The sequence below is a fragment of the Lysinibacillus sp. NPDC056232 genome, assembly GCF_042267565.1.
GTDB lineage: Bacteria > Bacillota > Bacilli > Bacillales_A > Planococcaceae > Lysinibacillus.
On the sequence record NZ_JBHJTF010000002.1, the window covers coordinates 220,007 to 245,358 of the forward strand.

Annotated in this window: 21 protein-coding genes, 1 pseudogene and 1 other annotated feature; of the genes and pseudogenes, 6 read left to right on the plus strand and 16 right to left on the minus strand. The window is 37.0% G+C overall.

Annotated elements, in window-relative coordinates:
- Window positions 1-72 precede the first annotated feature (72 nt).
- Both ACFCYJ_RS03155 and ACFCYJ_RS03160 read right to left on the minus strand, forming a co-directional pair.
- Window positions 73-759, minus strand: a complete 687-nt coding sequence (locus ACFCYJ_RS03155; RefSeq protein ID WP_376070545.1) for a hypothetical protein — start codon at window positions 757-759, stop codon at window positions 73-75.
- A gap of 18 nt (window positions 760-777) precedes the next feature.
- A complete protein-coding gene (locus ACFCYJ_RS03160) occupies window positions 778-1,977 on the minus strand; it encodes an MFS transporter (protein WP_376070547.1) in 1,200 nt (399 codons plus the stop codon).
- A 152-nt stretch (window positions 1,978-2,129) separates the two neighbouring features.
- On the opposite strand from ACFCYJ_RS03160, the gene ACFCYJ_RS03165 reads away from it, so the two are divergent.
- Window positions 2,130-2,471, plus strand: a complete 342-nt coding sequence (locus ACFCYJ_RS03165; protein ID WP_376070550.1) for a MerR family transcriptional regulator — start codon at window positions 2,130-2,132, stop codon at window positions 2,469-2,471.
- Window positions 2,472-2,757: 286 nt separating this feature from the next.
- Here the strand turns inward: ACFCYJ_RS03165 and ACFCYJ_RS03170 are convergent, their stop codons facing one another.
- The 11 genes from ACFCYJ_RS03170 to ACFCYJ_RS03220 form a co-directional block, all read right to left on the minus strand.
- Window positions 2,758-3,684 (minus strand): hydroxymethylglutaryl-CoA lyase, encoded by a 927-nt coding sequence (locus ACFCYJ_RS03170; protein ID WP_376070553.1) that lies wholly within the window; start codon window positions 3,682-3,684, stop codon window positions 2,758-2,760.
- Between the two features lie 14 nt (window positions 3,685-3,698).
- Window positions 3,699-4,895 carry a CaiB/BaiF CoA transferase family protein gene (locus ACFCYJ_RS03175; protein ID WP_376070555.1) on the minus strand — a complete coding sequence of 399 codons (1,197 nt, stop codon included), beginning with the start codon at window positions 4,893-4,895 and terminating at the stop codon, window positions 3,699-3,701.
- A gap of 540 nt (window positions 4,896-5,435) precedes the next feature.
- A complete protein-coding gene (locus ACFCYJ_RS03180) occupies window positions 5,436-6,152 on the minus strand; it encodes an IclR family transcriptional regulator (protein ID WP_376070557.1) in 717 nt (238 codons plus the stop codon).
- A 46-nt stretch (window positions 6,153-6,198) separates the two neighbouring features.
- Complete coding sequence (locus ACFCYJ_RS03185; RefSeq protein ID WP_376070559.1) at window positions 6,199-6,909, minus strand: ABC transporter ATP-binding protein; 711 nt, start codon at window positions 6,907-6,909, stop codon at window positions 6,199-6,201.
- On the minus strand, window positions 6,902-7,630 hold the full coding sequence (locus ACFCYJ_RS03190) for an ABC transporter ATP-binding protein (RefSeq protein WP_376070562.1): 729 nt from the start codon (window positions 7,628-7,630) through the stop codon (window positions 6,902-6,904). The genes ACFCYJ_RS03185 and ACFCYJ_RS03190 overlap by 8 nt, the downstream gene beginning before the upstream one ends.
- On the minus strand, window positions 7,611-8,600 hold the full coding sequence (locus ACFCYJ_RS03195) for a branched-chain amino acid ABC transporter permease (RefSeq protein ID WP_376070564.1): 990 nt from the start codon (window positions 8,598-8,600) through the stop codon (window positions 7,611-7,613). The genes ACFCYJ_RS03190 and ACFCYJ_RS03195 overlap by 20 nt, the downstream gene beginning before the upstream one ends.
- Window positions 8,597-9,469: a branched-chain amino acid ABC transporter permease gene (locus ACFCYJ_RS03200; protein WP_376070567.1), complete on the minus strand. Its 873-nt coding sequence runs from the start codon at window positions 9,467-9,469 to the stop codon at window positions 8,597-8,599. The genes ACFCYJ_RS03195 and ACFCYJ_RS03200 overlap by 4 nt, the downstream gene beginning before the upstream one ends.
- 99 nt (window positions 9,470-9,568) lie before the next feature.
- The gene (locus ACFCYJ_RS03205) at window positions 9,569-10,789 is read right to left on the minus strand and encodes an ABC transporter substrate-binding protein (RefSeq protein ID WP_376070569.1); all 1,221 of its coding nucleotides are present in this window, start codon (window positions 10,787-10,789) and stop codon (window positions 9,569-9,571) included.
- Between the two features lie 30 nt (window positions 10,790-10,819).
- On the minus strand, window positions 10,820-12,199 hold the full coding sequence (locus ACFCYJ_RS03210; RefSeq protein ID WP_376070572.1) for a dihydroorotase: 1,380 nt from the start codon (window positions 12,197-12,199) through the stop codon (window positions 10,820-10,822).
- Between the two features lie 23 nt (window positions 12,200-12,222).
- Window positions 12,223-12,906: an isochorismatase family protein gene (locus ACFCYJ_RS03215; protein ID WP_376070575.1), complete on the minus strand. Its 684-nt coding sequence runs from the start codon at window positions 12,904-12,906 to the stop codon at window positions 12,223-12,225.
- Window positions 12,903-14,291: an FAD-dependent oxidoreductase gene (locus ACFCYJ_RS03220; RefSeq protein WP_376070578.1), complete on the minus strand. Its 1,389-nt coding sequence runs from the start codon at window positions 14,289-14,291 to the stop codon at window positions 12,903-12,905. Before ACFCYJ_RS03220 ends, ACFCYJ_RS03215 begins: the two co-directional genes overlap by 4 nt.
- Before the next feature lie 457 nt (window positions 14,292-14,748).
- Here ACFCYJ_RS03220 and ACFCYJ_RS03225 point away from each other — a divergent pair, with 457 nt between their 5' ends.
- A complete protein-coding gene (locus ACFCYJ_RS03225; protein WP_376070580.1) occupies window positions 14,749-15,987 on the plus strand; it encodes a 3-isopropylmalate dehydratase large subunit in 1,239 nt (412 codons plus the stop codon).
- Between the two features lie 5 nt (window positions 15,988-15,992).
- Window positions 15,993-16,481, plus strand: coding sequence for a 3-isopropylmalate dehydratase small subunit (locus ACFCYJ_RS03230; protein WP_376070583.1), 489 nt, complete (start codon window positions 15,993-15,995; stop codon window positions 16,479-16,481).
- 262 nt (window positions 16,482-16,743) lie between these two features.
- On the opposite strand, the gene ACFCYJ_RS03235 is transcribed toward ACFCYJ_RS03230, so the two are convergent.
- Entirely contained in the window at window positions 16,744-18,171 is a 1,428-nt protein-coding gene (locus ACFCYJ_RS03235) for an aminotransferase-like domain-containing protein (protein ID WP_376070585.1), read from the minus strand.
- Window positions 18,172-18,474: 303 nt separating this feature from the next.
- Between ACFCYJ_RS03235 and ACFCYJ_RS03240 the strand changes: the two genes are divergently transcribed.
- The 3 genes from ACFCYJ_RS03240 to ACFCYJ_RS03250 all read left to right on the plus strand — a co-directional run bounded on the left by ACFCYJ_RS03240 (window position 18,475) and on the right by ACFCYJ_RS03250 (window position 20,689).
- The gene (locus ACFCYJ_RS03240) at window positions 18,475-19,077 is read left to right on the plus strand and encodes a LysE/ArgO family amino acid transporter (RefSeq protein ID WP_376070587.1); all 603 of its coding nucleotides are present in this window, start codon (window positions 18,475-18,477) and stop codon (window positions 19,075-19,077) included.
- Between the two features lie 327 nt (window positions 19,078-19,404).
- Window positions 19,405-19,728 (plus strand): hypothetical protein, encoded by a 324-nt coding sequence (locus tag ACFCYJ_RS03245; RefSeq protein ID WP_376070590.1) that lies wholly within the window; start codon window positions 19,405-19,407, stop codon window positions 19,726-19,728.
- Window positions 19,729-20,569: 841 nt separating this feature from the next.
- Window positions 20,570-20,689 (plus strand): YjcZ family sporulation protein, encoded by a 120-nt coding sequence (locus ACFCYJ_RS03250; protein ID WP_376070593.1) that lies wholly within the window; start codon window positions 20,570-20,572, stop codon window positions 20,687-20,689.
- 641 nt (window positions 20,690-21,330) lie between these two features.
- Here ACFCYJ_RS03250 and ileS read toward each other — a convergent pair.
- Together ileS and ACFCYJ_RS03260 are read right to left on the minus strand one after the other, a co-directional pair.
- Window positions 21,331-24,420: an isoleucine--tRNA ligase gene (gene ileS, locus ACFCYJ_RS03255; protein WP_376070596.1), complete on the minus strand. Its 3,090-nt coding sequence runs from the start codon at window positions 24,418-24,420 to the stop codon at window positions 21,331-21,333.
- 58 nt (window positions 24,421-24,478) lie between these two features.
- Window positions 24,479-24,718, minus strand: a binding site (T-box leader).
- Between the two features lie 194 nt (window positions 24,719-24,912).
- A pseudogene (locus tag ACFCYJ_RS03260) lies at window positions 24,913-25,158 on the minus strand (DUF2785 domain-containing protein); the annotation flags it as partial.
- Window positions 25,159-25,352: the final 194 nt, after the last annotated feature.

The following is a 25,352-nucleotide window of genomic DNA, read 5'->3' on the forward strand; positions in this document are numbered from 1 at the left end:
AGCGGGTGTTTGGACACCCGCTGAAATAACTTTCGATTTTGTCTACCGTCTAATCTACAATAAAATAACTCCTTATAATTGACGTTCTAATAGCCAACTATCATGTAACCATTTTTCTGTTAACCGACCACCTTTCCATTTAATGTCTTGCTCAAATGCCATAATATTTCCATCAGGACCGACGATGACCCATGCCCATGAATCATTCTCTGGTACATAGCATTTATATTTCATGCCTGTAAGCGTTAAAGCTTCTTTATTTACTTTAATATCTTCATCATGAGGGCGAATCCACTGATTTTCTAATTGACCAAATAACCCACTTTGAATTTTGTTCAGAAACACTTGAACAATTTCCTCTGTTCTTTTTTCAGATGGAAGCTGTTGATTGGAAGCAAAACGTTGATCCATCCATGTAATTCCTATGATTTTGTGACTTTCTTGTTCGACTGTAAAGGAATAATGCTCTCCCCCTAGCCCATTATTGTCTAAATTTTCTTTTTCATAACGGAAAACGAAAACATCTACATCATTCTGTTCGCCACTACGAACTTCTTTGAAATGGTATCCTTCAGGAATATCTATCACCTCTAGAGCTTTATCTAGTGCAATTTGATATGTTTCTTCTTCATTTTTCAATTCATGTTGTTGCATTTTCTTCACCTCGTAATTAGATTTTTGATTAATAGCAAAAGTCACAACAATAACAGTAATGGCAGCAATGGCAACACTAGTAACTAAAATTCGAATACGTTTCAACCGTTTATTCCCCTCTTTCTAGTATCTTACTTTTTTAGGTTTAATGAAAAATGAGACAAACAGCCCTATTCCAATAAGTACAGCAAAAGTTTCAAATGTTAAAAAATAATTTCCTGTTTTCAAAAGACTCATAGCAATAATAGGAGCTAAAGTGGCACCGATGAACAAAATAAATGTGTAAAATGCTACAGCCATTCCACGGCTCTGTCCCCCTAACTGACCTACAACAGTAATCAGTGATGGTACCGTCATTGAAATTCCTGCGACAAAAACCACACTCATAATAACTAGAAAGGCCAAGTTCGAACTTATTCCAAGAATAGTAAGACCAATAACCGCAAGCAATAAACCGCTTCGTATTACATTGTAAATACCGAATTTCTCCACCAATTTTCCTGAAAATGGTGAGAGCAGCATTCCAAAAATCCCTACAGCTCGAACAGACAAAATTTGATTGTCATCTAAGTTGAAATTAGTTGTTAAATAATTTCCTAGTACTGTATACATTCCGACGAATGAGAGTAATAAAGTAACCGTTATGATATAACAATAAATTAAATATTTATTTGTAAAAATTGTTTTTAGTTGATGCATGGTGCTCATCAAATTTTCATTTTTATTAGTTCTCTCACCTTTTGGAATTAAAACAGCTACTAAAATCGCTGTTAAAAAATAGACTCCTCCAAGAATGTAAAATACACTTTGCCAGCCTAACCACTGACTTACTAAGCTACTAAACACCTGACCGATAATTCCAGCCATTAAAAAGCCAGAAGCAACAAATCCCGTAGCAGTTACTCTCCTTTCCTCTGGGAAAATATCTACAATGTAAGCCAATGCAACAGGCGCGAAAGTTGCTGCTAAGAACCCTTGCAATCCTCGGAGTACTATAAGAGAAGTTAAAGATTCTACAGTTCCCAATATCGGAGAAATAATTGTCAAACATATCAAACCTAATAAAATAATTTGCTTACGATCAAGTCGATCTGACAACTGACCGAAGATTAATAAGCCAATTGCATAACAAAGAGAAAATACACTACCAGTCCATGCTGCAGTAGCAGTAGTTTCATTGAAATTGTCAGCAAAAATCGATACTAATGGAATCGTTAAGTACAGGCTAGACACAACTACAAGACCACACCAAAATAAAATAAGTGTAATGAAGTTGTAATTATTTTTCCTACCATTGTCTTCAATAGTAGCGACCTTATTCATACAAAAAACCACCTTTATGATTTCATAAGTAATGTACATCACTAACATTGATTGTAACCTATTTACAATCAATGTCAATACCAAGCACCGCTAATTTGTAACCTTTCTACTTTTAATGTAAAATAGTTACGAACAGTATTGGAGGGATTCAAATGAGCGAAAAACATGAAATAGATCCTATGTTAGACTTTGATTTACTGAACAAATTAGTTGTTGGAATAGGAGAAGTTTCTAATATAACAGGAGTTCCTACTAGAAAAATTCGTTATTGGGAAGAAAAAGGTATTATTGATTCAGAAAATGAAGTGGAAGGTACTACTCGTAGATATAACTACTTAAATATCAAAAAAATTCTTTTAATTCAGGAGCTCATTGATGAAGGATTTACTCTCGATGCAGCCGCTAAAAAAGTTGAAAACCGCATGAAAAATATTAACGAAGTATTTTTAAAATTGGCAAATTCGTCGGCTGATAAAGAACAAGAAATCGAGTAATGTATTCTAATAATTTTCTAAGAATGAAAACAACATTAATGAAAAATCCCCATCGTGCTGATTTCACACAATAGGGATTTTTTTAGATTCTACTTAAACAACGTAATTTAAAATTTCTTTTATGTGTCTTTTTTGACAATCTCAAATAAGATTTTTAATCTTTCTAGACTTGTTTATACCGTAATCTGTTTGCATTTTTATATCCGCTAACCGTTCAATCACTGTTGTTGGACCGATCCAACAACTAATTCTAAGTCCAAGATTTTACTGGATAATTCATCTTTCACTACTTTCTTTGTCCGCCTGGAGAAATACTTAACTCAGAATTTTTCCCCGCTTTTACTAGAAAGCTACTAGCATAGTAAGGGAACCTTTGCTGTACTTCACGAGCTAGTGCTAATACAGCATCTAAATCGATATTGGTCGTAATGCCCATTTCCTCAAAGCTATGGATAATATCCTCTGTCGCAATATTTCCAGTTGCTAACGGTACATATGGACACCCTCCAAGGCCTGCAATGGAGCTATCGAAATCTCGAATACCTGCTTCATAGCCTGCAACCGCATTGGCAAAAGCCATCCCCCTAGTATTATGAAGGTGGAGGGAAAAGTGGAAATGAGGGAATTTTTCACGTAATGTTTTTACAATCTCCTTTATTGCGTAAGGATTAGCCATACCTGTTGTATCGGCCAAAGATATATCAGTAATACCTATTTCGTCATATTTCTCACACAGCATAATATGTCGTTCAATTGGTACATGCCCTTCGTATGGGCAACCAAATGCCACCGAAATAGAACCCGATGCCTTAATGCCCGCTTCCCTACAACTTCGTGAAATTCCAGGAAAATCTTTCATAGCATCTAGTGTTCTCGCATTAGCATTGTGTAGGCTATGAGAATCTGTTGATGATAGCATTAGCTTTACCTTGTTTACGCCTGCTTCAATAGCACGCTCTAACCCTTTTAAGTTCGGAATTAGTGCTCGGAAAATAACATCTCTGTCACGACGCATCCTTTTTAACACTTCACTCGCATCACTAAGTTGTGGTACAGCGTTAGGATGAACGAAAGAAGTAACTTCAATTTGTTTAAAGCCACAGTCTATTAAACGATTGATAATATTTACTTTATCATTTGTAGGAATGTTCTCTTTAATTATTTGAAATCCATCACGAGGACTGACTTCTGTAATCATTACTGGATCCAACATATTTCGATCAACTCCTAAATAATTTCTTTATTTTTCAAACTCTCGATTTCCTCATCTGTTAAGCCGATAATTTGTTTTAAAATGTATTCATTATGTTCGCCTAAATCAGGTCCCACATTTACGATAGCTCCCGGTGTTTCAGAGAATTTCGGCACAATCCCCGGCATTTTAATTTTACCTAAACGCGGATGATCAACCTCTACAATGTTCTCACGTGCTTGATATTGCTCATTATTGAAAATATCTTCAATGCTGATGATTGGGCTAATCGGCACACCAAATTCATCGAGCTTCTTTTGTAGCTCATCACGGTGATATGATTTCACCCATTCCGCTACAATTCCATTTGTTAAATTAAAGTTTTCAAGACGAACTTTGTTTGTATAGAAGCGCTCGTCTACTAACATATCCTCTCGGTTCATCGCAGAAGCAAGGCGTTCAAATGTACGATCTGAGCTTGTTACTAATACAACCCAATGTCCATCCTTCGTTTGAAATGTCCCTGCAGGACTAGAGTGCCCACTTAAGCCCGGTGATCGCTCTTTAATAACACCATTTTGGTCATAGTCAGCTACAAGGAATTCCATCATGCGGAACACAGATTCATATAGACCAATATCAACCATTTGCCCTTTTCCTTCCTTTGTATCACGGTAGAATAGCGCTGTGCTAGTTGCAAACGCAACATATACACCTGTAATGTAGTCTACTAATGAGAAAGATGGACTAATTGGCGGACGATCTGTATAGCCATGTAAATATGTAAAGCCACTAAATGCCGTTGCGGGCGTACCAAAGCCTGCTTTATGTGCATATGGTCCTGTTTGTCCGTAGCCACTTACACGCACGAGAATAATATCTGGATTTGCTTCTTTTAATATCTCGTAGCTAAGTCCCCATTTTTCTAATGTACCTGGTCTAAAATTTTCAATGATAACATCTGACTTAGTAATCAGTTTTTTTAATATCATTTGCCCCTCTTCGCCATGTAGATCAAGTGTTAAGGATTTTTTATTACGCGCAAGCGCTGGCCAGCGAAGTGGTTCATCTCCTTTAAACGGCCCCATACTACGTAGTGAATCTCCTCTATTAGGCATTTCAATTTTAATGACCTCCGCGCCAAAATCAGCTAATAACGTTGCCCCATATGGCGCTGCAATCATTGTTGATAAATCTAAAATTCGTACTCCCTTTAATGGCCCCATCCTCATTGAAATCCCTCCTCCTGCTAATTGATAGCATCATATTTTTAAGGTTATTGATACGTTTCATTGTTGGTTGCTCTTCTATGCTCGGTAAAGGAAATAATTCACAAATCGCTATATAAGACAGAATATTCAGATTATTTTCAGTAAAATAGTGTATTAATTCCCGGATGTTTAATGAACTGTTGAGTCATCAAGTATATTTAGCTAGATTTGCTCAATGATTGAAACCTTTGCTGCCATTTTGCGTGGACAGCAGGGTGTCCTTTACTTCACTGATTGCCTTCATCTAATTCAATTGCAACAGAAGTGACACCCATTAATAAATGCTGCTGTTAGTTTATTGATTTTTTTGTCGGATGCAATAAGTGTAAAATCACCTACAATTAATGCTTCAAATTGTTGTACATTTTTTCATGCATCCCAATAATAAGTGTACCAATTGTATCTAATTAAAATTTTTCCCGCTATCGTATTTTCTTCTATTAATTGAAATAAACGATTCATCATTTTCTTTACAATGGAACGCATGATGTAGACTAATTTCTATTCAAAATAGCCTACATATTTAGATATCATCTTTGCACTTTCAATACATTTCACTTTCAACAAAGCTGCTTTTTCTTCAGATATTCGTTGCAGTGGTCCGGCAATCGTAAGGCCTGCAATAATTGTGCCATTGATCCCTAGAATCGGTGCGGCAATTGCATATGTACCAACAATACGTTCTCCTTGTGTAAATGCATAGCCATCTTTACGAATTTGCTGAAGATCATTTAGAACTTTTTTTATATCAATGTCTTCTTCTAGCTGAACTTCCTTTAGAATGCTCATTTGCTCTGATTCTTCTAAAAACGCTAATAACACTTTACCGGAGGCACCTAAGTGAGCGGGCTTTCGTTCACCAACCCGTACAAAATTTCGAACATCTAATGGCGAATCAATTTTTTCTATACATACACGACTGATTCCATCGAGTATATTTAATTCTACTGTTTCTTGCGTTTCCAACATCACCTTACGCATTTCTGGTAAAGCAATATGACGGTAATCAAGATGATTTTGATAAATACTTCCTAATCTAAAAAATTGATATCCTAGTGAATATAAATGAGTCGCATCATTTTTGATGATATAACCATCCTGCTCAAGTGTATTTAAAATACGGAAAATTGTACTTTTAGGCATTTGTAATTTTTGTTGGATTTCTTTAATCGATAATTCCGGTTTATCTAATGAAAATAAAGATAAAATTTCCATCATTTTTTCAATTGCTTTTATCAATGTGTCACCTACTCGTATTTGGGTTTTATTTTGTAATACCTAAATAAGATGCTTTTAGCATTTCATCATTTAGAAGTTCTTGTGCAGTTCCACTCATTACTACTTCACCGTTTTCAATAACATAGCCACGATTAGCAAGTTGCAATGCCTGATTTACGTTTTGTTCAACTAACAAAATCGTAACACCATTCTTTTTAATTTCTGAAATAATATCAAAAACTTGTTTTGTTAATAAAGGTGATAATCCAATAGAAGGCTCATCTAAAATCAATAACTTAGGTTCAGCCATTAAAGCGCGACCAATTGCTAGCATTTGCTGTTGTCCACCACTCATTGTACCAGCAATTTGAGTTGTTCGTTCTTCTAAAATTGGAAACAACTCATAACAATATTCCAAATTCTTTTTTAAATTGGTACGTGCTTTCCTAGTATAAGCTCCCATTTCTAAATTTTCCAGCACTGTCATATCTGAGAATAGCTTTCGATCTTCTGGAACCTGTACTAAACCAGCTTTGACAATATATTCAGCTGATTTTTTATTAAGAATTTGATTATCAAAATGGATGACTCCCGACTTCACTGGGATCAAACCTGAAATGGCACGTAATGTTGTTGTCTTCCCCGCTCCATTTGTTCCTAAAATACTTACAACTTCACCCTGTTGGATTTCAAAACTTAAATTACGTAAAATATTCAGACTGCCATATCCCGCGTTTAAATTTTCAACTTTAAGCATCAGTGACAACCTCCCCACCTAAGTATGCTTCAACAACACGTGGGTCTTTCGTTACTTCTTTTGGTGCACCCTCTGCAATTTTTTCTCCAAGGTGCATAACGACTACTCGGTCTGATAATGTCATAACAGCTGACATTAAATGCTCAATAAAGAAAATCGTCACACCGCTATTACGAATATCTTTGATTAGGTCTATAAACTCATTTACTTCCGTTGGATTTAATCCAGACATCACTTCATCTAAAAACAATATCTTTGGCTTTGTTGCTAATGCGCGTGCTACCTCAACCTTCTTTTGCTCAGCAAATGTTAAATCCTTCATGCGATCATATGCTTTATGTGCCATGCCCATATATTCAAGCTGCTGCACCGCAACTTCACTTGCTTCTTTGTATGTACCCACCTTATTAAAGGCACCTACAATTACATTTTCTAGTAAAGTTAAGTTACCGAATGGTTGTACAATTTGGAACGTCCGTGCAATACCTCGCTCACACATATACTCCGGTTTTAAACCATGAATAGACTCACCATTTAATAATATTATTCCCTTTGTAGGTGTATGGTAGCCACAAATAGAATGGAAAAGCGTAGTTTTACCAGCGCCATTGGGACCTATTAATCCAAGGATTTCGCCTTCATTTAGTTGCAAACTAACATTATTGACGGCTACTAAGCCTGAGAACCTTTTTTCAACATTTTCAAGCTTTAGCAATGTCATTCACTTTCCCCTCCTTCTTTAATTTTCGCAAACGTATTTTTTCTTGGAACCAACCAACTAAACCTTCTGGTAGATATAAAATTACTAATACTAAAATTAAACCGTATACCATCAAATGAACCCCAGCAAAGCCACCAAAAAAGTGAGATGTTAATTCACCAAGCGGTACGATAATTAATGCACCCATGAATGGTCCTAATATAGTTCCCATCCCTCCTAAAATGGCTGGTAGAATAATAGATACGGATACATCGTTTCCAAATGTTGTTGGTGGGTCTATGTACAATAGATATTGCGCATAAAATGTACCGCCCACTGACGTAAGTGCACCACTAATTGCTATTGCCATCATTTTATTTTTAAAGGTATTTACCCCCAGTGATTGGGCTGCATCTTCGTTTTCACGAATGGCAATCAAATTGAAGCCTAAACGTGATTTACCGATGAAATAAGTTAAGAGTGTTACGAAAATCGTTAAAACTAAAATCACATAGTAATACGTCATACGAGATTCAAATTGGAACATAAGCGGATTACTCCCGATTGGTAATAATATCCCCATAGTTTTATTGAAGAAATCCATATTTTGTACGGTGATTCGTAAAATTTCAGCAAATGCAAGTGTCCCTAACGAGAAATATGCGCCACGTAGCTTATACCGAAATGATAGGAAGCCAATTAATAAAGCAATTAATATCGCCACAATTGCACCTATAACCATTCCAATCCAAGGCGAAATATTATACTTTATTAGTAAAATTGCCGATGCGTATGCACCTGTTCCAAAGAATATGGCATGACCGAATGAAAATTGCCCTGCATAGCCACTTAAAATATTCCATGCCTGACTCACTAAAGCATAGTACAAAATCAAAATTCCCAAATGAATGAAGTATTGGTTGTCAGTAAAAAGTGGAAAAAGAGCAATACCCATAACGGCAATCAAGTATAAAATATATGATTTTTTCATCGCACTTTACCTCCAAACAGACCGTTCGGCTTCAGTAATAGAATGAGAATAAAGATTAGGTATGTCATTAAATCCTTTAAACTACCCGGTAATAATACGCCACCTAATGCCTCACTGACTCCTATTAAAATTCCACCTATTAAAGCGCCTAAGAAATTACCTAATCCCCCTAACACCACAACTACGAAAGCTTTTAATATAAAGCTAGCTCCTACTGTCGGTGATGTGTAGAAGAATGGTGTAATTAATGTACCAGCAACCCCCGCTAATGCTGCACCAATACCAAAAGCAATATAATTTATTCGCTTAATATTAACCCCAACAAGTGATGCACCCTGGCCGTTAATTGACGTTGCACGAATTGCACGCCCAATAAATGTCTTTTTTAAGAAAAAGAAAAGACCGACTGCTAAAACTGCTGTGCAAATAAAGGCAATGAACTTTGTCGTATGAATATTTAAATTAAAAAGAGAAATTGTTGCAGGTAGTCCATCAACAGTTACACTTCGGAAATCAGGCTTAAATATAACTAACGCTAAGTTTTCAATAAATAATGAAATCCCGAGCGTAACTAATAACTGATTGTGGTCTGGAGCATCTGCCATACGTTGAAGTACACCACGTTGTAATCCAGCCCCAATAAAAAATAATGCAATCGCGCTTAATGGTAATGATAGATATGGATTTAATCCCATTAAATCAAAGCACCAATATGTTACATACATTCCAACCATCATCAAAGCGCCTTGTGCAAAGTTGATGATTTTCATAACGCCGAAAATCAGCGTTAAACCTATTGCTACAAGCCCGTAAATCCCTCCCATTAAAATGCCATCAATCAATGATTGAAAAAACAAGTCTGCACTCATGCTACATTCCCCCCTTTGTTCAATTCATCCCTAAATAAAAGGGCGAACGCTTTTCTCGAGTTGTTGTTTACAAGCGTACGCCATATCGAACACTGGTTACTATTTACTTGGATATACTGGTTTAACTTCTAAGTACTCAGCTGGTCCAACTACCTTTGTTGCGCCATCAATAATTTGGTTTAATACTGCTTTTGCATTTATATTTTGACCCTTTTTATCAAACTGAATTGCTTCTTGAGGCAAAATATGATCTTCTAAGTTTGTTTCTGTTAATGCTTTTCGGATTGCTTCTCGATCTGTTGATCCCGCACGTTCAATAGCATCAAGTAATACTGTTGTCGCCATAAAAGAGTACGCTGCGTTTGGTCCCATTTCACGACCATATGCTTCTTTATATTTTGCTTTTATGTCCTTTGCTAGATCACTATGTGGATTAATTGTGTAGTTAACATCCATTAATAAATTATTAATCGATTGATAGTCCGTGATAAATTTCGCATTACTAAATGCACCGTTAGCTACCCCTATAATTGCACGAGGTGTATAGCTAGAATTTTGAATACCCTCTATCAACATGACGCCATCGCGAAGATATGTTGTTGTCAAAACGATATCTGGCTTACTAGCAGAAATTTTATTGATTGTCGATGATAAATCAGCTGTTGAAGAAGCGTGTGGTAAAACCTCTAAAATTTCTAAACCATAGTTTGCAGCGTTGTCCTTGATGACCTTTGCAATACTAGTTCCGAATACACTATCTTCATGTACGATGACAGCAGTAGATAGCTTTTCTGTTGCATTTTCATTTAAATCTTTAAAGTACTCTAAAAAATCTATGGAAAATGAACTTGCTGCTGGTTGTAAACGGAAAGTATACTTGAAACCACGTTCTGTTATTTCATCCGCTGCACCAATATCTACGATAAATGGCAAGCGTGAACGCTCTGCTTCTTGAGTGGCTGGTAACGCTACACCACTTGAGTAAGCACCAACAATGCCTACTACACCTGCACGATCAAGTTTTTGTACTTCCGAAACCCCTTTTTCTGGTGAACCTTCATGATCTGCCTCTATTAATTCAATTGTTTTATTCCCCAATGATTGGATACCGCCTGCATCGTTTTTTTCTTTAATTGCTAATTTCACTGCATCTTTCATTTCTTGCCCCTCCAGTGCTAAGCCTCCGCTCAATGGATGAAGTGAACCAATTTTAATCGATTCTCCTTTACTACTATCACCTGATGTTGAAGCGTCACTGTTACAAGCTACTAAAACAATAGTTAAGAAACTTAGCATGAACACAGCTAACCACTTTTTCATATAACACTACTCCTCTCATTTTTAAAAGATTTATATTGATCGATGCACAAATTTACCTCTTCCATTTTCTTTGGTAGTCTTACCATTAACTACAATAATTTCTCCTCTACTTACTGTAAAAGCTGGCCAACCAACTAACTCCCATCCGTCATATAATGAAAAGTCACAATTTTCAGAAATATCTTTCGCCACCAATACTTTTTTCGTATGAAAATCGACAATCGCAAAATCAGCATCCGCCCCAATTTCAATACGTCCCTTCGAAGGAAGATTGTAAGATTCCGCTATTGATAATGACATAATATCAGCAATACGCTCTAACGGAATATCTCGTTTAACATAACCCTCTGTTAGCATTAATGGTAATAAACCACCTGTACTTGGGAAGCCAAATAACGTCTCCCACGTATCACCAGATTCACCTAGTTTTTTTTCTAAACTACTCGGCACATGATCAGTCCCAATAGCATTAATAAGCCCTTTTCGAATACCATCCCATAGTTTTTCACCGTCACCTCGTTTATGAATTGGCGGTCCTACTTTCGCTTTAATGCCTACTTCATGCTCATCGTGAAGTAATAAATAGTGTGGGCAAGTTTCTACCTTGACATTGCCCTCGGTTAGCCACTTTGACTGTTCCAGCACCTCAACACTATCACCCGAAGTTAAGTGCACAATATATAGATTCCCATCATAAACTTTGTTCAAATAAAGTGAACTGAGTAAAGATTCTGCTTCTGCATACCCAGGGCTTGTCTTGCTCCATGTTGATAGCCCTTCATTTTCACCACCCGCTTGAAGTTGTGTTGTTAATTTACGATTTATATCCATGTTTTCGCAATGTATAGCCAATAAAAGCTTCGGTGATACTTCTTTGAACTTTGCCAAAATACGACCCAAATCATACGCTGATAAATCTATACCATCTGTAATGTTGAACTTATCGTTTAACTGACGCTCATAATTGCGGAAGAATTTAAAGGATGTAATGCCTTCCCTGTCTACTAGTTCTTCTAATTCATCTAAGTGCTGTTCTTTCAAAATACCCAAACTATATGTGAAATCAATGTACGTCCATTTTCCGACGTCTTTTTTCACGTTTGGAAACCACTCTAAATAACTTACTGGCTGACGGTCAAAGTTAACGACCGTTGTAATACCAGAAATGGCATGTTGCTTCGTATCTAAAAAATCTTCTTCTATTGAATTGTAAATTCCTAAGTGCTGATGGGCATCAATTACACCTGGTAAAATATGAAGTCCAGTTGCATCTATGACCTCTTTTGCTTCTGCAACTTCTTCGGAATCTAGAATGGCAACAATTTTTTCATCTTTCACACCGATATTCGCTTTTCTCACACCAACGCGTGGAAAGACAACTTCACCGTTTTTAATTAATAAATCAAACATTACTTCACCCCTTTCGTTTCTTTTTAAACGCTTTTCATATAAGACTCGATATATGTTGATGGCACAACATCACAATATTTCATCCATAAGTCCAGTAAAGCTGCTTTATGTGAAAGTTCAATTCGATCAAATACAGCATCTTCTACAATTGCAACATTGAAGTTATACGTCACTGCATCAACCGCGGTTGCCCGAACACAGCCACTAGTAGAACCACCCACAATAATTAATGTATCAATTTTCAATTTAACTAAGTAGCTAATAATAGGTGTGCCAAAGAAAGCACTTGCATAGCTTTTATCCACCACGATATCACGATCAGTTGGCTTTAAGCACTCAACGATTTCCGATGCAGGATTACCATCTAAATATTTTGTTTGGTCTCTCTTCGCCTTTGTCGAAAATGAATCAAATTGAATCGTTTTCTTCTGTACATTACGTGTATATAACACAGGAATTCCCTGAGAATCTGCTAGCGCTTTTAATTGCTCAATTTTACGAATTCCCTTCCACGCAACGTCGCCGCCTCCACTTGGCCATTCATCTAATTGATCTTCAATCGGTACGTCGGCACCAATGTAATTGTGTTGTGCATCAATAATGATAAGAATAGGTTTTTTTCCTAAACCGCGACTTTGACCATAGCCCCCTTTTTTAATGACAATTTTATCGATTTCTTTTAACGCTGACTCCCAAATTCTTGTCATAATATTGCCCTCCTTTTCTCTTCAGTTAATGACTCCACAATATGTAGCCCAGCAATGCGCCCGAATCCTAATGCTGTAAGCAATCCATTGCTCGACAAATAACCAAAAGCATGATTGCCTGAAATACCGACAGCACTGCCTCCAACAGCATAAACATTTGGAATTACACATCCATTTGTATCCAGGACCTGTGCATGTTGATTAATGAGTAACCCTCCTTGTGTATGAAATAATGCTGGAATGACTTTAATTGCATAAAATGGTGCTTCAAGATTTTCATCAAAAACTTTGCGCCCAAAAGCATCTGCTTGTCCATCTTGTTGATGTCGATAATTCATAAATGTAAACGATAGTCGTTCGACATCAACTTGAATTTCCTGTGCTAAAGCTTCAACAGTTTCAGCTGTTTTATACGCTTCCATCTCCGCTAATCGCTTATAATCTTCAATGGGTAAAAGGTTCCTATGAATGCGCTCATCATAAATAATGTAGCCGTATTGTTCCGGTTGCTTTAATACTTCACATGTAAACTCTGAATAGCCCTGTGTTTCATTAGCAAATCGTTCACCTAATCTATTTATATAAAATCCCCCCATCATGATCGTACCCCAGGTTACAAGAAGACCCGTATTTTCATTGATCCCCGCATGACCTTGATAAGCAGTTAAACTCTTAGTAGCAGCACCTGCGGCAATCCCTGCTTCCATTCCTTCTCCTGTGTTCGCCTCATAGCCAAAATATGCTGCAACAGCAATTTCTGGGATATGCTGCTTTACAAGCTCTTTATTACCACCAAAACCATTTGTAGCAATGACAACTTTTTTTCCTTTAATGTATTGAGTGCCTTCTGATGAGGACACTTCAATGCCTATCACATGGCCGTTATCATCTTGAATGAGTTTCTCCAAAGATGATTGAAGGAGCAGATAAATATTTTCAAGTCTATTAACATTTCTCTTAAGCTTCTTCATTAACTCTAATCCTGAACGGCTTGGTGGCGCGTGCATGCGCAGTGCACTGTGACCAGGATATTTAAATTCCAAAACGACAGACATTTCGATTTGCAAAGAGTCATTTATCCATTCCACCATCTCCCCTGATACTGTTGCTAAAGCCCTCACCAGAGCTGGATCACTTTCATTATGGTTTTTCATCAAAATATCTGCTGTCATTTTTTCAACAGAATCATCAATGCCTAATTGACGTTGAAACCCCGTACTACAAGCCGGAATCATGCCAGCACTTGCCGCAGTATTGCCAAGTAAATGCTTTGTTTTTTCAAATAATGCTATTTCTAACCCCGCTTGTGCACATGTTAGTGCAGCGATCAAACCGCCTCCACCTCCACCCGCGATGATTACATCTACTTCTGAATCCCATTCCATGGAAACTCACTCCCTATCATTCGAACTTTCTCTAAATAAAAAATTTAATGCTTAATTGCTCACACCCCCCTCATTAAAAACTGCACGTAAATGCCATTCAACTTTCTGAATAACTTATTTATCTAAAAATTCAGTAATTTCATCACCTGTTTGCGCCCTCAATATATTTGTTTGCTATATTGAATCCATCATACATAGCCAATTTTATGTTCCACATTGTGAAACGCGTTTACTTTTTCTTATTTCCACCATAATTCCTCCTTAAACTTTTTTCAAGCTTTTTTTATTTTTTCTACTTCACACACTATTTCACTTCAAAAATCAGTTTTTCTTATTTATCTGAATTTTTTAAAAATTCATTGACAAACATCTATTGTTGCATTTAAATTCTATTTAGGATGAACCAAAATAGGAAACGCGTTTCATATAGTGGAACGATGAATAGGAGGTACTTTTTTTGAGACAAACAATTATTGAGAAAATTGTATCGCTTCACGCAAATAAAGTAGTCTTTGCTAGCGAACTCACAGTTGTAAATGTGGATTTTTTAATGGCATCAGATACAACTGCACCCTTAGCCATCAATGCATTCAAAAATATGGGGGGAGTTCAAATATTCGATGCCTCTAAAATGGCATTAGTAATTGATCATGCTTCACCTGCACCAAATCAGCGTATTGCTTCACTGCATGACATGATGCGTGAATTCGCCAATGAGCATAATGTTAAACTTTACGATGTAGGAGACGGAATTTGCCATCAATTGATGATTGAAAATGAACATGCCAAGCCTGGTCAATTAATTCTTGGTGCCGATTCTCATACTTGTACATATGGGGCGATCGGAGCATTTTCTACAGGGGTAGGTTCAACGGACTTAGCCGGAGCAATGTTAACAGGTCAAACTTGGATTAAAGTACCGGAAACCATTCTTATTAACATCAATGGGTCGTTACAACCTGGCGTATCAGCAAAGGATATCGTACTGTATGTTGTTGGGATCGTGGGAATACAAGGGGCGACATATGATGCCATTGAGTATGCTGGCTCCACAATGGTCGGTTTATCATTAGATAGCAGAATGACAATTGCGAGTATGTCAATTGAGATGGGAGCAAAGGCTGGTTTTATTCATACAACTGGGTTACAACTACCCTATGCTTTTGAACACGTTTTGCCTGATGAAAATGCAACATACAAGTGTGTAATTGACATTGATGCAAGCCAAATTACGAGTCAAGTTGCTGTACCACATTCTCCTGATAATGTTAAATCAATCGATGAAATTGAAGAAATCGAAATTAACCAAGCATTTATCGGAAGCTGTACAAATGGCCGTTTAGAAGACTTACAAGCGGCTGCTAATATATTAAAAGGCAAGCATATTCATCCAAGCGTACGTCTAATTATTGCCCCAGCCTCACGTAAAGTTTTTTTAGATGCTGTAAAAGATGGCACAGTAGAAATTCTAACAAATGCCGGTGCCACATTCTTGCCATCAGGATGCGGCCCATGTGTAGGCACGCATTTAGGAGTTCCGGGAAATAATGAAGTTATTGTTTCATCAACAAATCGTAATTTTCAAGGGCGGATGGGCAATCGCGAGTCAAATATATACCTTGGATCCCCTGCATTTGTAGCAACAGCTGCATTGCATGGCAAAATTAAAAATCCGCAACTAATATACGAGGGGTGACCACCATGAAAATTATTGGAAAATCCCATGTTTATGGCGATAATATCGATACAGATCGTATTATTCCAGGGAAATATACAAAAACATTAAATTTACAATCACTAGCTGATCATGTACTGGAAGATTTAGATCCAGAGTTCAGTAAAAAAGTAGCAGAGGGTGATATTGTTGTTGCAGGAGAAAACTTTGGTTGTGGTTCATCACGCGAGCAAGCACCACTTGCATTAAAAAAGGCTGGTGTTTCATTGATCATTGCAAAATCCTTTGCCCGTATTTTCTTTAGAAATGCCATAAACATCGGCTTACCCATCATCGAACTGAAAGATTATCATATTCAGCCCGGTGACATCATTGAGGCAGATCTAATTTCAGGCATTGTTACAGTAAATGGACAATCTTATACAGGGACAAAAATGCCCGAAGTAATGGTTGATATTTTGAATAATAATGGCTTAGTAAATTATTTAGCTGAGCATAAAACATATAAGTTATGACGGAGCATTCCCCCTGCCCTTGAAGCATAAACAAAACTCGCTGCAGACAAAGTTGCTGATGGTGAAAAGTCGTATTATAAAAGTTAATGTACAGATTGCTACAACAGTTATGATCTTCATTTCAATCAAATTAAAATGATAAAGGCTATTCAATAGTAACTGGATGTTTTAACTGATTCCAGCATAAAAACAAAGCCTCTCTTTTGAACAAAGCTAAATCAAAAGAAAGGCTTTTTATTATCTTGTGTTTCACCCCTAGAATTTACAACCGCTTCAAAACACATTCGTATAATATTTTTAGTCCAATTTCCAATTCTTCATAGCTTGCATAGGCATATGATAATCGAATATGCTGGGTATCTTGAGGATCGTAAATATACCCAGGATTAATGAGAACTTGTCGATGCAATAGCTTAGTAAATAACTCTTTATCAACGATTGGCTCATGAAACTTTAGCCAAATATAAAAACCCCCTTTCGGCTTTTCCCAACTGGCGATTCCCGTAAAGTTCTCCTGTAATATACCCTCAACAAAATTGGCTCTCAGTAATAATTCTTTCCGCAAACTCTTAATATGCTTCTCATACTTACCAGATTGCAACCAATGCAGTACAATTTCCTGTGAAATGGCGCTTGAACCGTAATCTGTTTGCATTTTTATATCCGCCAACCGCTCAATGACGGTTGTTGGACCGATTAACCAACCAATTCTAAGCCCAGGACTTAATGTTTTCGAAACACTCCCAATGTAAAGGACTTGCCCGCTTTCATCCATTGATTTTATTGGGGGTGTTGCCGCTTCAAAGAGCAATTCATGATAGACGTCATCCTCAATGATGGGAATGCGAGACGCTTTACAAGCTTCGTAAAGCTGCTTTTTTTCAAGCGTAGTCCACACCCCACCAGTCGGATTATTTAACGTAGGGACAGCATAAAATACAGCCTGCCTTTTTCTTTTTCGTTGAGCCAATGTTTGTACAAGCTGTTCATCTCGATGGATAGACAGCATTTGCATGCCTACAGACTGGAATGGATGGACTGAATTTAAATAAGATGTTTGTTCCTGGAATACGATAGAACCTTGCTCAAGTAGCCCAACAGCAATGAGCTGCAATGCCTGAAGTGCACCAGATACAATACATACATTTTGAGGCTTTGCATGGATCCCTCTTTTTTCCACATATTCGCAAATCGCCTCTCTGAGTCCGTCACTACCCTGCGGTGATGAATAGCCTAAAGCTTTCGGTTGCAAAGAAAGCTCTTTTAATGACGCTTCAATTTCAGCAGTGGGCAATAAAGTTGGTGCTAGCTCCCCGGTACCTAATCGAATGATATCATCGCGTTGCTCGTATTCATTGATTAATTGAATGGTATGATAATTTGGCTTATGAAGGCTTGTATCAATATAGGTTTGCCAATTTGGCTGTGTTTGTGTAATTAATGAATACCAGGAATTTGGAGCTACATAAATACCTGAGCCTACCTTCGATTCCAATATTCCTGCTGCTTTTAACTCTTCTAACGCCTGCTGAACTGTACTCCGATTTACCCCGAACTGCAAAGCAAGCTGTCTTTGTGTCGGTAGCTTTGTTCCTGCCACCCAATCTCCCCGTTCTATATGCTCAGTAATCCAAGTCACAATTTGTTGCTGTAATGTCATTTCACCTTGTCTATTTGGCTGCCAGTTCATTTGTATCACCCCAAACATATCAATTATGCCTCGGCATAATTGCGTCCGGAATCGGCTTTGTGCTTAGGCCTGCACGACGCAGGTCAGTTAGCCGTTATCGCATGGATGCGATGATTTTAGGCTAACATCCTCTTGAACTCCTTTCCGATTCCATGACATCCGCCGGAAGCTTTAACTTCTTTCAGCGGGTGTTTATGTACCCGCTGAAAGAAGTTAAAATTGGATGGATAAAAAACCATCCAATTGGTCGTTTTCTTTTAGTTATAACACATCTAGAATAGTTAGTGAAAGGAGGGAATAACATTGGAAGCATTTCTTCATGGAATGATTTTAGCATTTGGACTTATTTTACCTTTAGGCGTACAAAATGTCTTTGTCTTTTCTCAAGGTGCAACACAGTCACATCTAGTTCGTGCCTTACCTGCAGGCATAACAGCTGCAATTTGTGATACGCTTCTAATCCTACTTGCGGTATTTGGTTTATCTATAATCGTGTTGCAATTTGAGTGGTTACGGATCGCCTTAATGAGTGTCGGTATACTTTTCCTTCTTTATATGGGCTATTCAATTTGGCGTTCAAATCCGGCAACTGCCGATAATAACGAAGCACTACCTGTAAAAAAACAAATTTTATTCGCACTGTCTGTCTCTCTCTTAAATCCACATGCCATTCTAGACACAATAGGCGTTATTGGAACGAGTGCTTTAAAATATAGTGGCACAGAGCAAATATTGTTCACTGCTGCATGTGTTTTGATTTCTTGGTTGTGGTTTTTCGGCCTTATCATTGCTGGAGCATCCTTGAAAAGACTTGATAGCTCTGGAAAGCTTATGAATATTTTTAATAAATGCTCAGCGATTTTTATTTGGGCAACCGCTCTCTATCTTCTTAGTGGTTTAGTGTAATCTATTTACATAAAAAAACGCTCAGAATACTGGTTTATTAAAAGACAAGAGTTAAAGTAATGCACTTAATATTCCAGGATCCTATATACAATGTGCAACATTATAATATGCTATTTTTAAGCTGACCTAATTTTGATATTAGTTCAGCTTTTAGTTGTGTTTGTTGAATAAATGATTTTCCTTATTAAAGTTCGTACCACTTAGTTAAGAAATCGAAGTAACAGTGTCTATTTTTAGAATATTCCATTTATAATCACTTGATTTTATAGGATAATGTATATCGGTATTGGTGTAATTTGTTAGATTACGAAAGTTTGGTGAAGTTAATTGTTTAATAATTTAGGTATGTCTTTATTATGGATGTTGCTTGCTTATTCAGTCGCAACATTAGTAGTATTTATACTTATGTTAATCGCCAATAAATTTTATGGTGTTCAAAATGCGAAACAGGCAGGAACCACTTTTTTAAAATCACCAGTTTATGTTAAATCTAGGCCCTATCAGGTTCTTTACAATGGTTTAATATTTCCAATTTTTCTATGGCTATATAGTAAAGGGCTTGATACGGACAATGTAAAAGAATTTATGCTTAATACCGTTATCCAATGGACAACACTTTCAATAATAATTGACTATATGGTGTATCAATAGGGTCAAGACATTCTAAGATGTGCTTCTCTTGAATTTTTTCGTCAAACCAATCTCTACATTCAATGTAAAACATAAATTCCTCGAACTCGATTTGCAAATCCAATTTTTCATTTATATAGAACGGTGTAATCCTTATGTAATCCGTGGTTGAATCAGAACTAATAATCTCATCAAATATACCATTTTTAACCCTGAAATCGTCGGGAAATGCCTATACTTTCCGTTATAGTAAGCAGTGTTATTATAAATAATCTCGTTAATCTTTTCTTCTTGCTTTAGCATTTTCTTCGCATCCTTTATTACATATTCCGTAAATATTAACCCATTCCTTCTTGAACTAAACTGCCCTGTTAGCATAAAAAGCGACTGTTTATCTTAAACGATCGTACCCTTTGGTTGAATAAGGGATATTTTCTTAGATTATTTCCAAAATCTCTTTTGCGATTTCATCAAGTTCTTCTGCGAGTTCATTATGTGTAGGTGTTTCAGTTCAGTATTAATATAATCTTTTAAGTATAGGGTGATTCAAAATAACCTTTCAAATAATACTTTGTATAAGCTGTTCCTAAACCAGCATACGTATCTTTTAATCATTTTTCTTTCGCTTCTTTAGATTTGAACTCTCTGCCATCATTAGCAAGCGCTATTAAATGTTCCTTTAATCGTTCCTTTTCTGTCTTTTCTTCAAAAGCGGAAACCTCCTATTTCGCATTTTTATCGTTTATCCCTCAAAATACGTAATATGATTATAAAATTTGCAAAAGAAAATATTGATTAGATTAATGCCAACTTCATTTTTACTACTATACATATTATAGATTATAGAAAGGAGGGATATTTTATGGAATACTGCGGAGAATTTCGCGAAGAGCGTCGCGAACGAAACCCATTCGCTTTAATCGTTGTACTGTTCATTCTTCTAATTATTGTCGGTGCTAGTTTCATGAATAGTTCGTATTAACAAAAACATCTGTTGATAGCTATGATGGTCAATAAATAATAATAGCTAGGCACCTCCCTTCTGATTTTTTGGTTTAGGGTCACTTTCCACCGAGTGGCCCTTTTTATAGTTTCTTTCCTCATATACATATTTAGTTCACACCTCACTTACTGCACATTTTTTTCAGATATTCACTCAATATAGTGATGTAATTTAATATTGCCCTTTGATATATCTGCTCCGTTAGCCATCCATGAAGCGCAAAAATCAGCTCTTCACCACAGTAAATGAAAGATGATTAAGTTCTTTCATGGGAGTTGAATAACGGATAAAAAAATTTACAGATACCATACTTTTATTAAATATACTCAAACTATATCTTTAAACACAAATAAAAACTGAACTAATATCAAAATTAGTTCAGCTTAAAAATAGCATATTATTATGTTGCACATTGTTTATAAGATCCTGAAATATTAAGTGCATTACTTTAACTCTTGACTTTTAATAAAATACTGGTACCTGTGCTTTTTTTCTGGCGACTCCTGAGCAGTTTCGGGGCTTACCCGATCACTTCTTCTGTCGACTCAGTTTCCGGGCTTACCTGATCACTTCTTCTGTCTACCCGATCAGTTCCCGGGTATACCTGAGCATTAAAGATTTTACAGCTTAAAATAAACAGAAATTTTTTCATCAAACACTTCTGTCTCTATATATCGTTCACCATGATCGTCACTCATATAATGAATATCATTTAACAACACATTTGCCTTTAGTAACGCTTCATGCTGCTGGATAATAGTTGTTGCCTTGGCACTTCCAGCAATCGAAATCGATACATACTGCTCAACAGGAAGTTGCCATTTTTTACGTGTATCTTGAATTGTGCGAATTAGTTCCCTAATTTGCCCTTCCTCAAGTAAGCTAGTTGTCAGCTGAACATTCAAAAGGACTCGACAAGAAGCTTCTTCGGCTAAGATGTACTGGTCCTTTACAACGGATTCTGTTAACACGTGCGCTTTTAACAATGTTAGCTGTTCCCCATCAATCGTTAACGCAACTGAACCTGTTTGTTGTAATAATTTTTTCTCCTCATCATTTAAATTCACTACGTAATCTTTTACTTTGTTCACTTTTGCTCCAAATGCTGCACCTGCTGTTTTAAAATTAAGTTTATAATGAACCGTTTCATATGCAAAGAAATCATTTGTCCAAAGGCATTCTTTTATGTTTAATTCATCTTTCACAAGCTCGCTATATGGTTGATAATCTGTTAGTTCACTGTCAACAGAGACAATCATTTCACTTAAAGGTTGCTTAACTTTAATGCCTTGACTATTACGGATGCTGCGACCTAGCTCTACAATTGTTAAAATATTTGCCATCTCTTTTTCAAGCTTCGTATTAACAAGCGTTTCATTGAATGTTGGGTAGTTTTGCAAATGAACGCTTTTTCCGCATAATTGTTGATATAAATCATCTGCGATAAATGGCGTGAAAGGTGCTAGTAATTGACAAATTGTCGTTAGTAGCTCATACAGTGTACTGTAGGCACCTCGTTTATCTTCTGACAATCCGTTAGCCCAAAATCTTGCTCGTGAGCGACGGATATACCAGTTACTTAGCTCCTCCACAAGCTTACCGATCTCACGTGTTGCTTGTGTAAATTGATAATCGTCCATAGATTTAGTCACAAGCTGAATTGTATGATGTAATCGAGACAATATCCAATGATCTAGTTTTGTGCGAGTGCCAGTCTTGTTAGCATCGTACTGGAAATCATCTATTTCTGCATATAGTTGATAAAATTTGAACGTATTATCTAGCGTATCAACTAGTTTTGATTTCGCGTCCATCACTATTTTTTTTGAAAAACGTTTAGGATTCCAAGGTGAACTGTCGACTAAAAATGCCCATCGCAACGCATCCGCCCCGTACTGCTCTATCAGTTCAACTGGCTCTAATGCATTTCCTTTGCTTTTCGACATTTTCTGCCCATGCTCATCTAAAACATGCCCTAAGGAAAGGACATTTTTGTAAGGTGCCTTTCCTGTGAATAAAGTCGAAACTGCTAATAAACTATAGAAAAAGCCTCGTGTCTGGTCGATGCCTTCGATGACAATATCAGCTGGGAATTGATTGTTAAACGTATCAAGATTTTCAAAAGGATAATGTTGCTGAGCAAATGGCATTGAACCACTATCAAACCATACATCAATGACTTCAGGTGTACGATCCATATCACCATTACAATTTGGACAAGTACAAACAACTTCATCAATATACGGCTTATGAAGCTCTATGTCTTGTAAAGTGCTCTTCGATAACACTTTTAAGGCAGCAATACTGTTTGGCGCTTCTTCATGACCACAAACCTTACACACCCACACATTTAGTGGCGTTCCCCAATAGCGATTTCGGCTAATATTCCAGTCCACTAGGTTTTCCAAGAAATTACCGAATCTACCGTGTTTAATGTGCTCAGGATACCATGTGACTTGATCATTATTTTGTAACAGCTTATCTTTCAATGCAGACATGTTGATAAACCAACTGTCAGTCGCATAATAAAGCAAAGGTGAATCGCAGCGCCAGCAATGAGGATAGCTATGCTCATATTTTTCCTTATCAAACAATAGCTCATCTTTAGCGAGCATTTTAATAATGTCGACATCGCAATCTTTCACAAATTTACCGACAAGCTCTGGAACCTCTTCTGTATAACAGCCTTTCAAATCAACAACATTGACAAACGATAGCCCATTTTGCTGAACCGTTTTATAATCGTCCTCCCCATAGGCAGGCGCGATATGAACAATTCCAGTTCCACTATGCTCAGTAACGTAATCCGCTAGCACAACAACATGGCCCTTATCAACTGTGATATAAGAAAATGGAGGAATGTACGATACGCCTTCAAATTCATGCCCATTATGCTCACTTAATATTTCAACGGGTTCAGTAAAAACCTTTTCCACTAATGATTTTGCCAAGATATATACTTTATCGTGCTGCTTCACTCGAACATACACGAGCTTAGGATTCATTGCCAAGGCAACATTGGCAGGTAATGTCCATGGAGTCGTTGTCCAGCCAAGAAAATACTCATCTTTGTCCTTCAGCTTAAACATTGCCGTTACAGATAAATCTTTGACATCCTTATAGCCCTGCGCAACCTCATGAGAACTTAATGATGTTTGACAACTAGGGCAATAGGGCGAAACGCGGTGCCCCTTATACAAAAGCTTTTCCTTGTGCACATGGCTTAAAATATTCCAAACGGACTCAATGTAATCATTGCTTAGTGTTAAATAAGGGTCATCCATGTCAATCCAATAGCCTAGCTGCTCTGTAAAGGTGCGCCATTTCTTCTCATAAGTAAAGACACTTCCCTTACACTCTTGAATAAATTGTTCAACACCATATTTCTCAATTTCTTGCTTGCCAGAAATACCTAGCTTTTTTTCTACGCCCAACTCTACAGGCAAGCCATGTGTATCCCAGCCTGCTTTACGTTCAACTAAATAGCCTTGCATCGTTTTATAACGAGCCACGACATCTTTAATCGTTCTGCCAAATGCGTGACCTACGTGTGGTAATCCATTTGCTGTTGGCGGTCCTTCATAAAATACAAAAGGCTGCTGTCCAACACGATTTGTCACGGATGTTGCAAACGTGCCTTCTTTCTCCCACAATGCTCGAATCCGTGTTTCTCGTTCAACCGTTGTTTCCTTTTTTTGTTCTGCTTGCATATTAGTTCCTCCTATACAATTAATTTTGTATAAAAGGCATACAAAAACCCCGTCCCAAGTAAGGGACGGGGTTAACCGCGAATACCACCCTAATTCTATTGAAACATCGTTCAATAGCACTCAGCAACGTACAATCATACGTGTTCTTTTTAACGGTAGACACCCGAATTAGCTTACTATGTTCAGCCAATCTTCTCAGAGAGGATCTTCATGTAACACTTGCACACCGACTTCCACCAATATGTCGGCTCTCTGTAGAACAAAATGAAACACTACTCTTTCTCATCAACGAATTTGTATGCTTTTATTGTCACTCATCTTAACAAACTTATTTTCGTCTGTCAATAATTACAAAATACTAATATTTTGTTAATTCCCGTTCAGACTGAGCGCTTTCCTGTAAGCGGTGAGTCTACATTCTAATCAACGCTTATACATGGCATTCATTTTAATAAAATATTACCTCCAACTTTTGGGGATGAACCAATTTCCCTATAATTCATCGAGACATGCTTCGATGCTTTTATGAAGAGCTGTGAACTTAGGCTTCCCATTTGTTTTAATATAAAAGCTTTTCACAAAGGATTTACAGTTAAAAAGTAAAATTCTGTGATGCTGTATATCGAGCTGCTCTTTTTTCACTTTTAAAGTAGCAGGTAATTCTTGTAGTAATTTAATGATCTCTTGCTTCTCTAAACCATGTTCCAACATTGTGAAAATAGGTACTAAAATCCGTTCATCCTCATTCTGACTACTCCCACAGCTAAAGCAGTGGGGTTCTTATGTACTTAAGAGAAGCGTTACAAAGCTCTCCACAGATGGTGTTGCCATGTCCTGTGTACAACATCTTTGATTTATCTTCTGTTCCATAAGACTTTCTTATTTACACAACCGATGTTGTGTTGGCAATAAGTTTTAACGAAGGCAGGTAG

Bases quoted from the DNA above. Each gene is read 5' to 3' on its own strand.
- ACFCYJ_RS03190 (WP_376070562.1), bottom strand. From the start codon at position 7,630: ATGACATTGCTAAAGCTTGAAAATGTTGAAAAAAGGTTCTCAGGCTTA.
- ACFCYJ_RS03215 (WP_376070575.1), bottom strand. From the start codon at position 12,906: ATGACAAGAATTTGGGAGTCAGCGTTAAAAGAAATCGATAAAATTGTC.
- ACFCYJ_RS03250 (WP_376070593.1), top strand. From the start codon at position 20,570: ATGGAATACTGCGGAGAATTTCGCGAAGAGCGTCGCGAACGAAACCCA.
- ACFCYJ_RS03170 (WP_376070553.1), bottom strand. From the start codon at position 3,684: ATGTTGGATCCAGTAATGATTACAGAAGTCAGTCCTCGTGATGGATTT.
- ACFCYJ_RS03165 (WP_376070550.1), top strand. From the start codon at position 2,130: ATGAGCGAAAAACATGAAATAGATCCTATGTTAGACTTTGATTTACTG.
- ACFCYJ_RS03195 (WP_376070564.1), bottom strand. From the start codon at position 8,600: ATGAAAAAATCATATATTTTATACTTGATTGCCGTTATGGGTATTGCT.
- ACFCYJ_RS03210 (WP_376070572.1), bottom strand. From the start codon at position 12,199: ATGTTTGATTTATTAATTAAAAACGGTGAAGTTGTCTTTCCACGCGTT.
- ACFCYJ_RS03230 (WP_376070583.1), top strand. From the start codon at position 15,993: ATGAAAATTATTGGAAAATCCCATGTTTATGGCGATAATATCGATACA.
- ACFCYJ_RS03235 (WP_376070585.1), bottom strand. From the start codon at position 18,171: ATGAACTGGCAGCCAAATAGACAAGGTGAAATGACATTACAGCAACAA.
- ACFCYJ_RS03185 (WP_376070559.1), bottom strand. From the start codon at position 6,909: ATGCTTAAAGTTGAAAATTTAAACGCGGGATATGGCAGTCTGAATATT.
- ACFCYJ_RS03200 (WP_376070567.1), bottom strand. From the start codon at position 9,469: ATGAGTGCAGACTTGTTTTTTCAATCATTGATTGATGGCATTTTAATG.
- ACFCYJ_RS03160 (WP_376070547.1), bottom strand. From the start codon at position 1,977: ATGAATAAGGTCGCTACTATTGAAGACAATGGTAGGAAAAATAATTAC.
- ACFCYJ_RS03180 (WP_376070557.1), bottom strand. From the start codon at position 6,152: ATGATGGAAATTTTATCTTTATTTTCATTAGATAAACCGGAATTATCG.
- ACFCYJ_RS03175 (WP_376070555.1), bottom strand. From the start codon at position 4,895: ATGAGGATGGGGCCATTAAAGGGAGTACGAATTTTAGATTTATCAACA.
- ileS (WP_376070596.1), bottom strand. From the start codon at position 24,420: ATGCAAGCAGAACAAAAAAAGGAAACAACGGTTGAACGAGAAACACGG.
- ACFCYJ_RS03220 (WP_376070578.1), bottom strand. From the start codon at position 14,291: ATGGAATGGGATTCAGAAGTAGATGTAATCATCGCGGGTGGAGGTGGA.
- ACFCYJ_RS03205 (WP_376070569.1), bottom strand. From the start codon at position 10,789: ATGAAAAAGTGGTTAGCTGTGTTCATGCTAAGTTTCTTAACTATTGTT.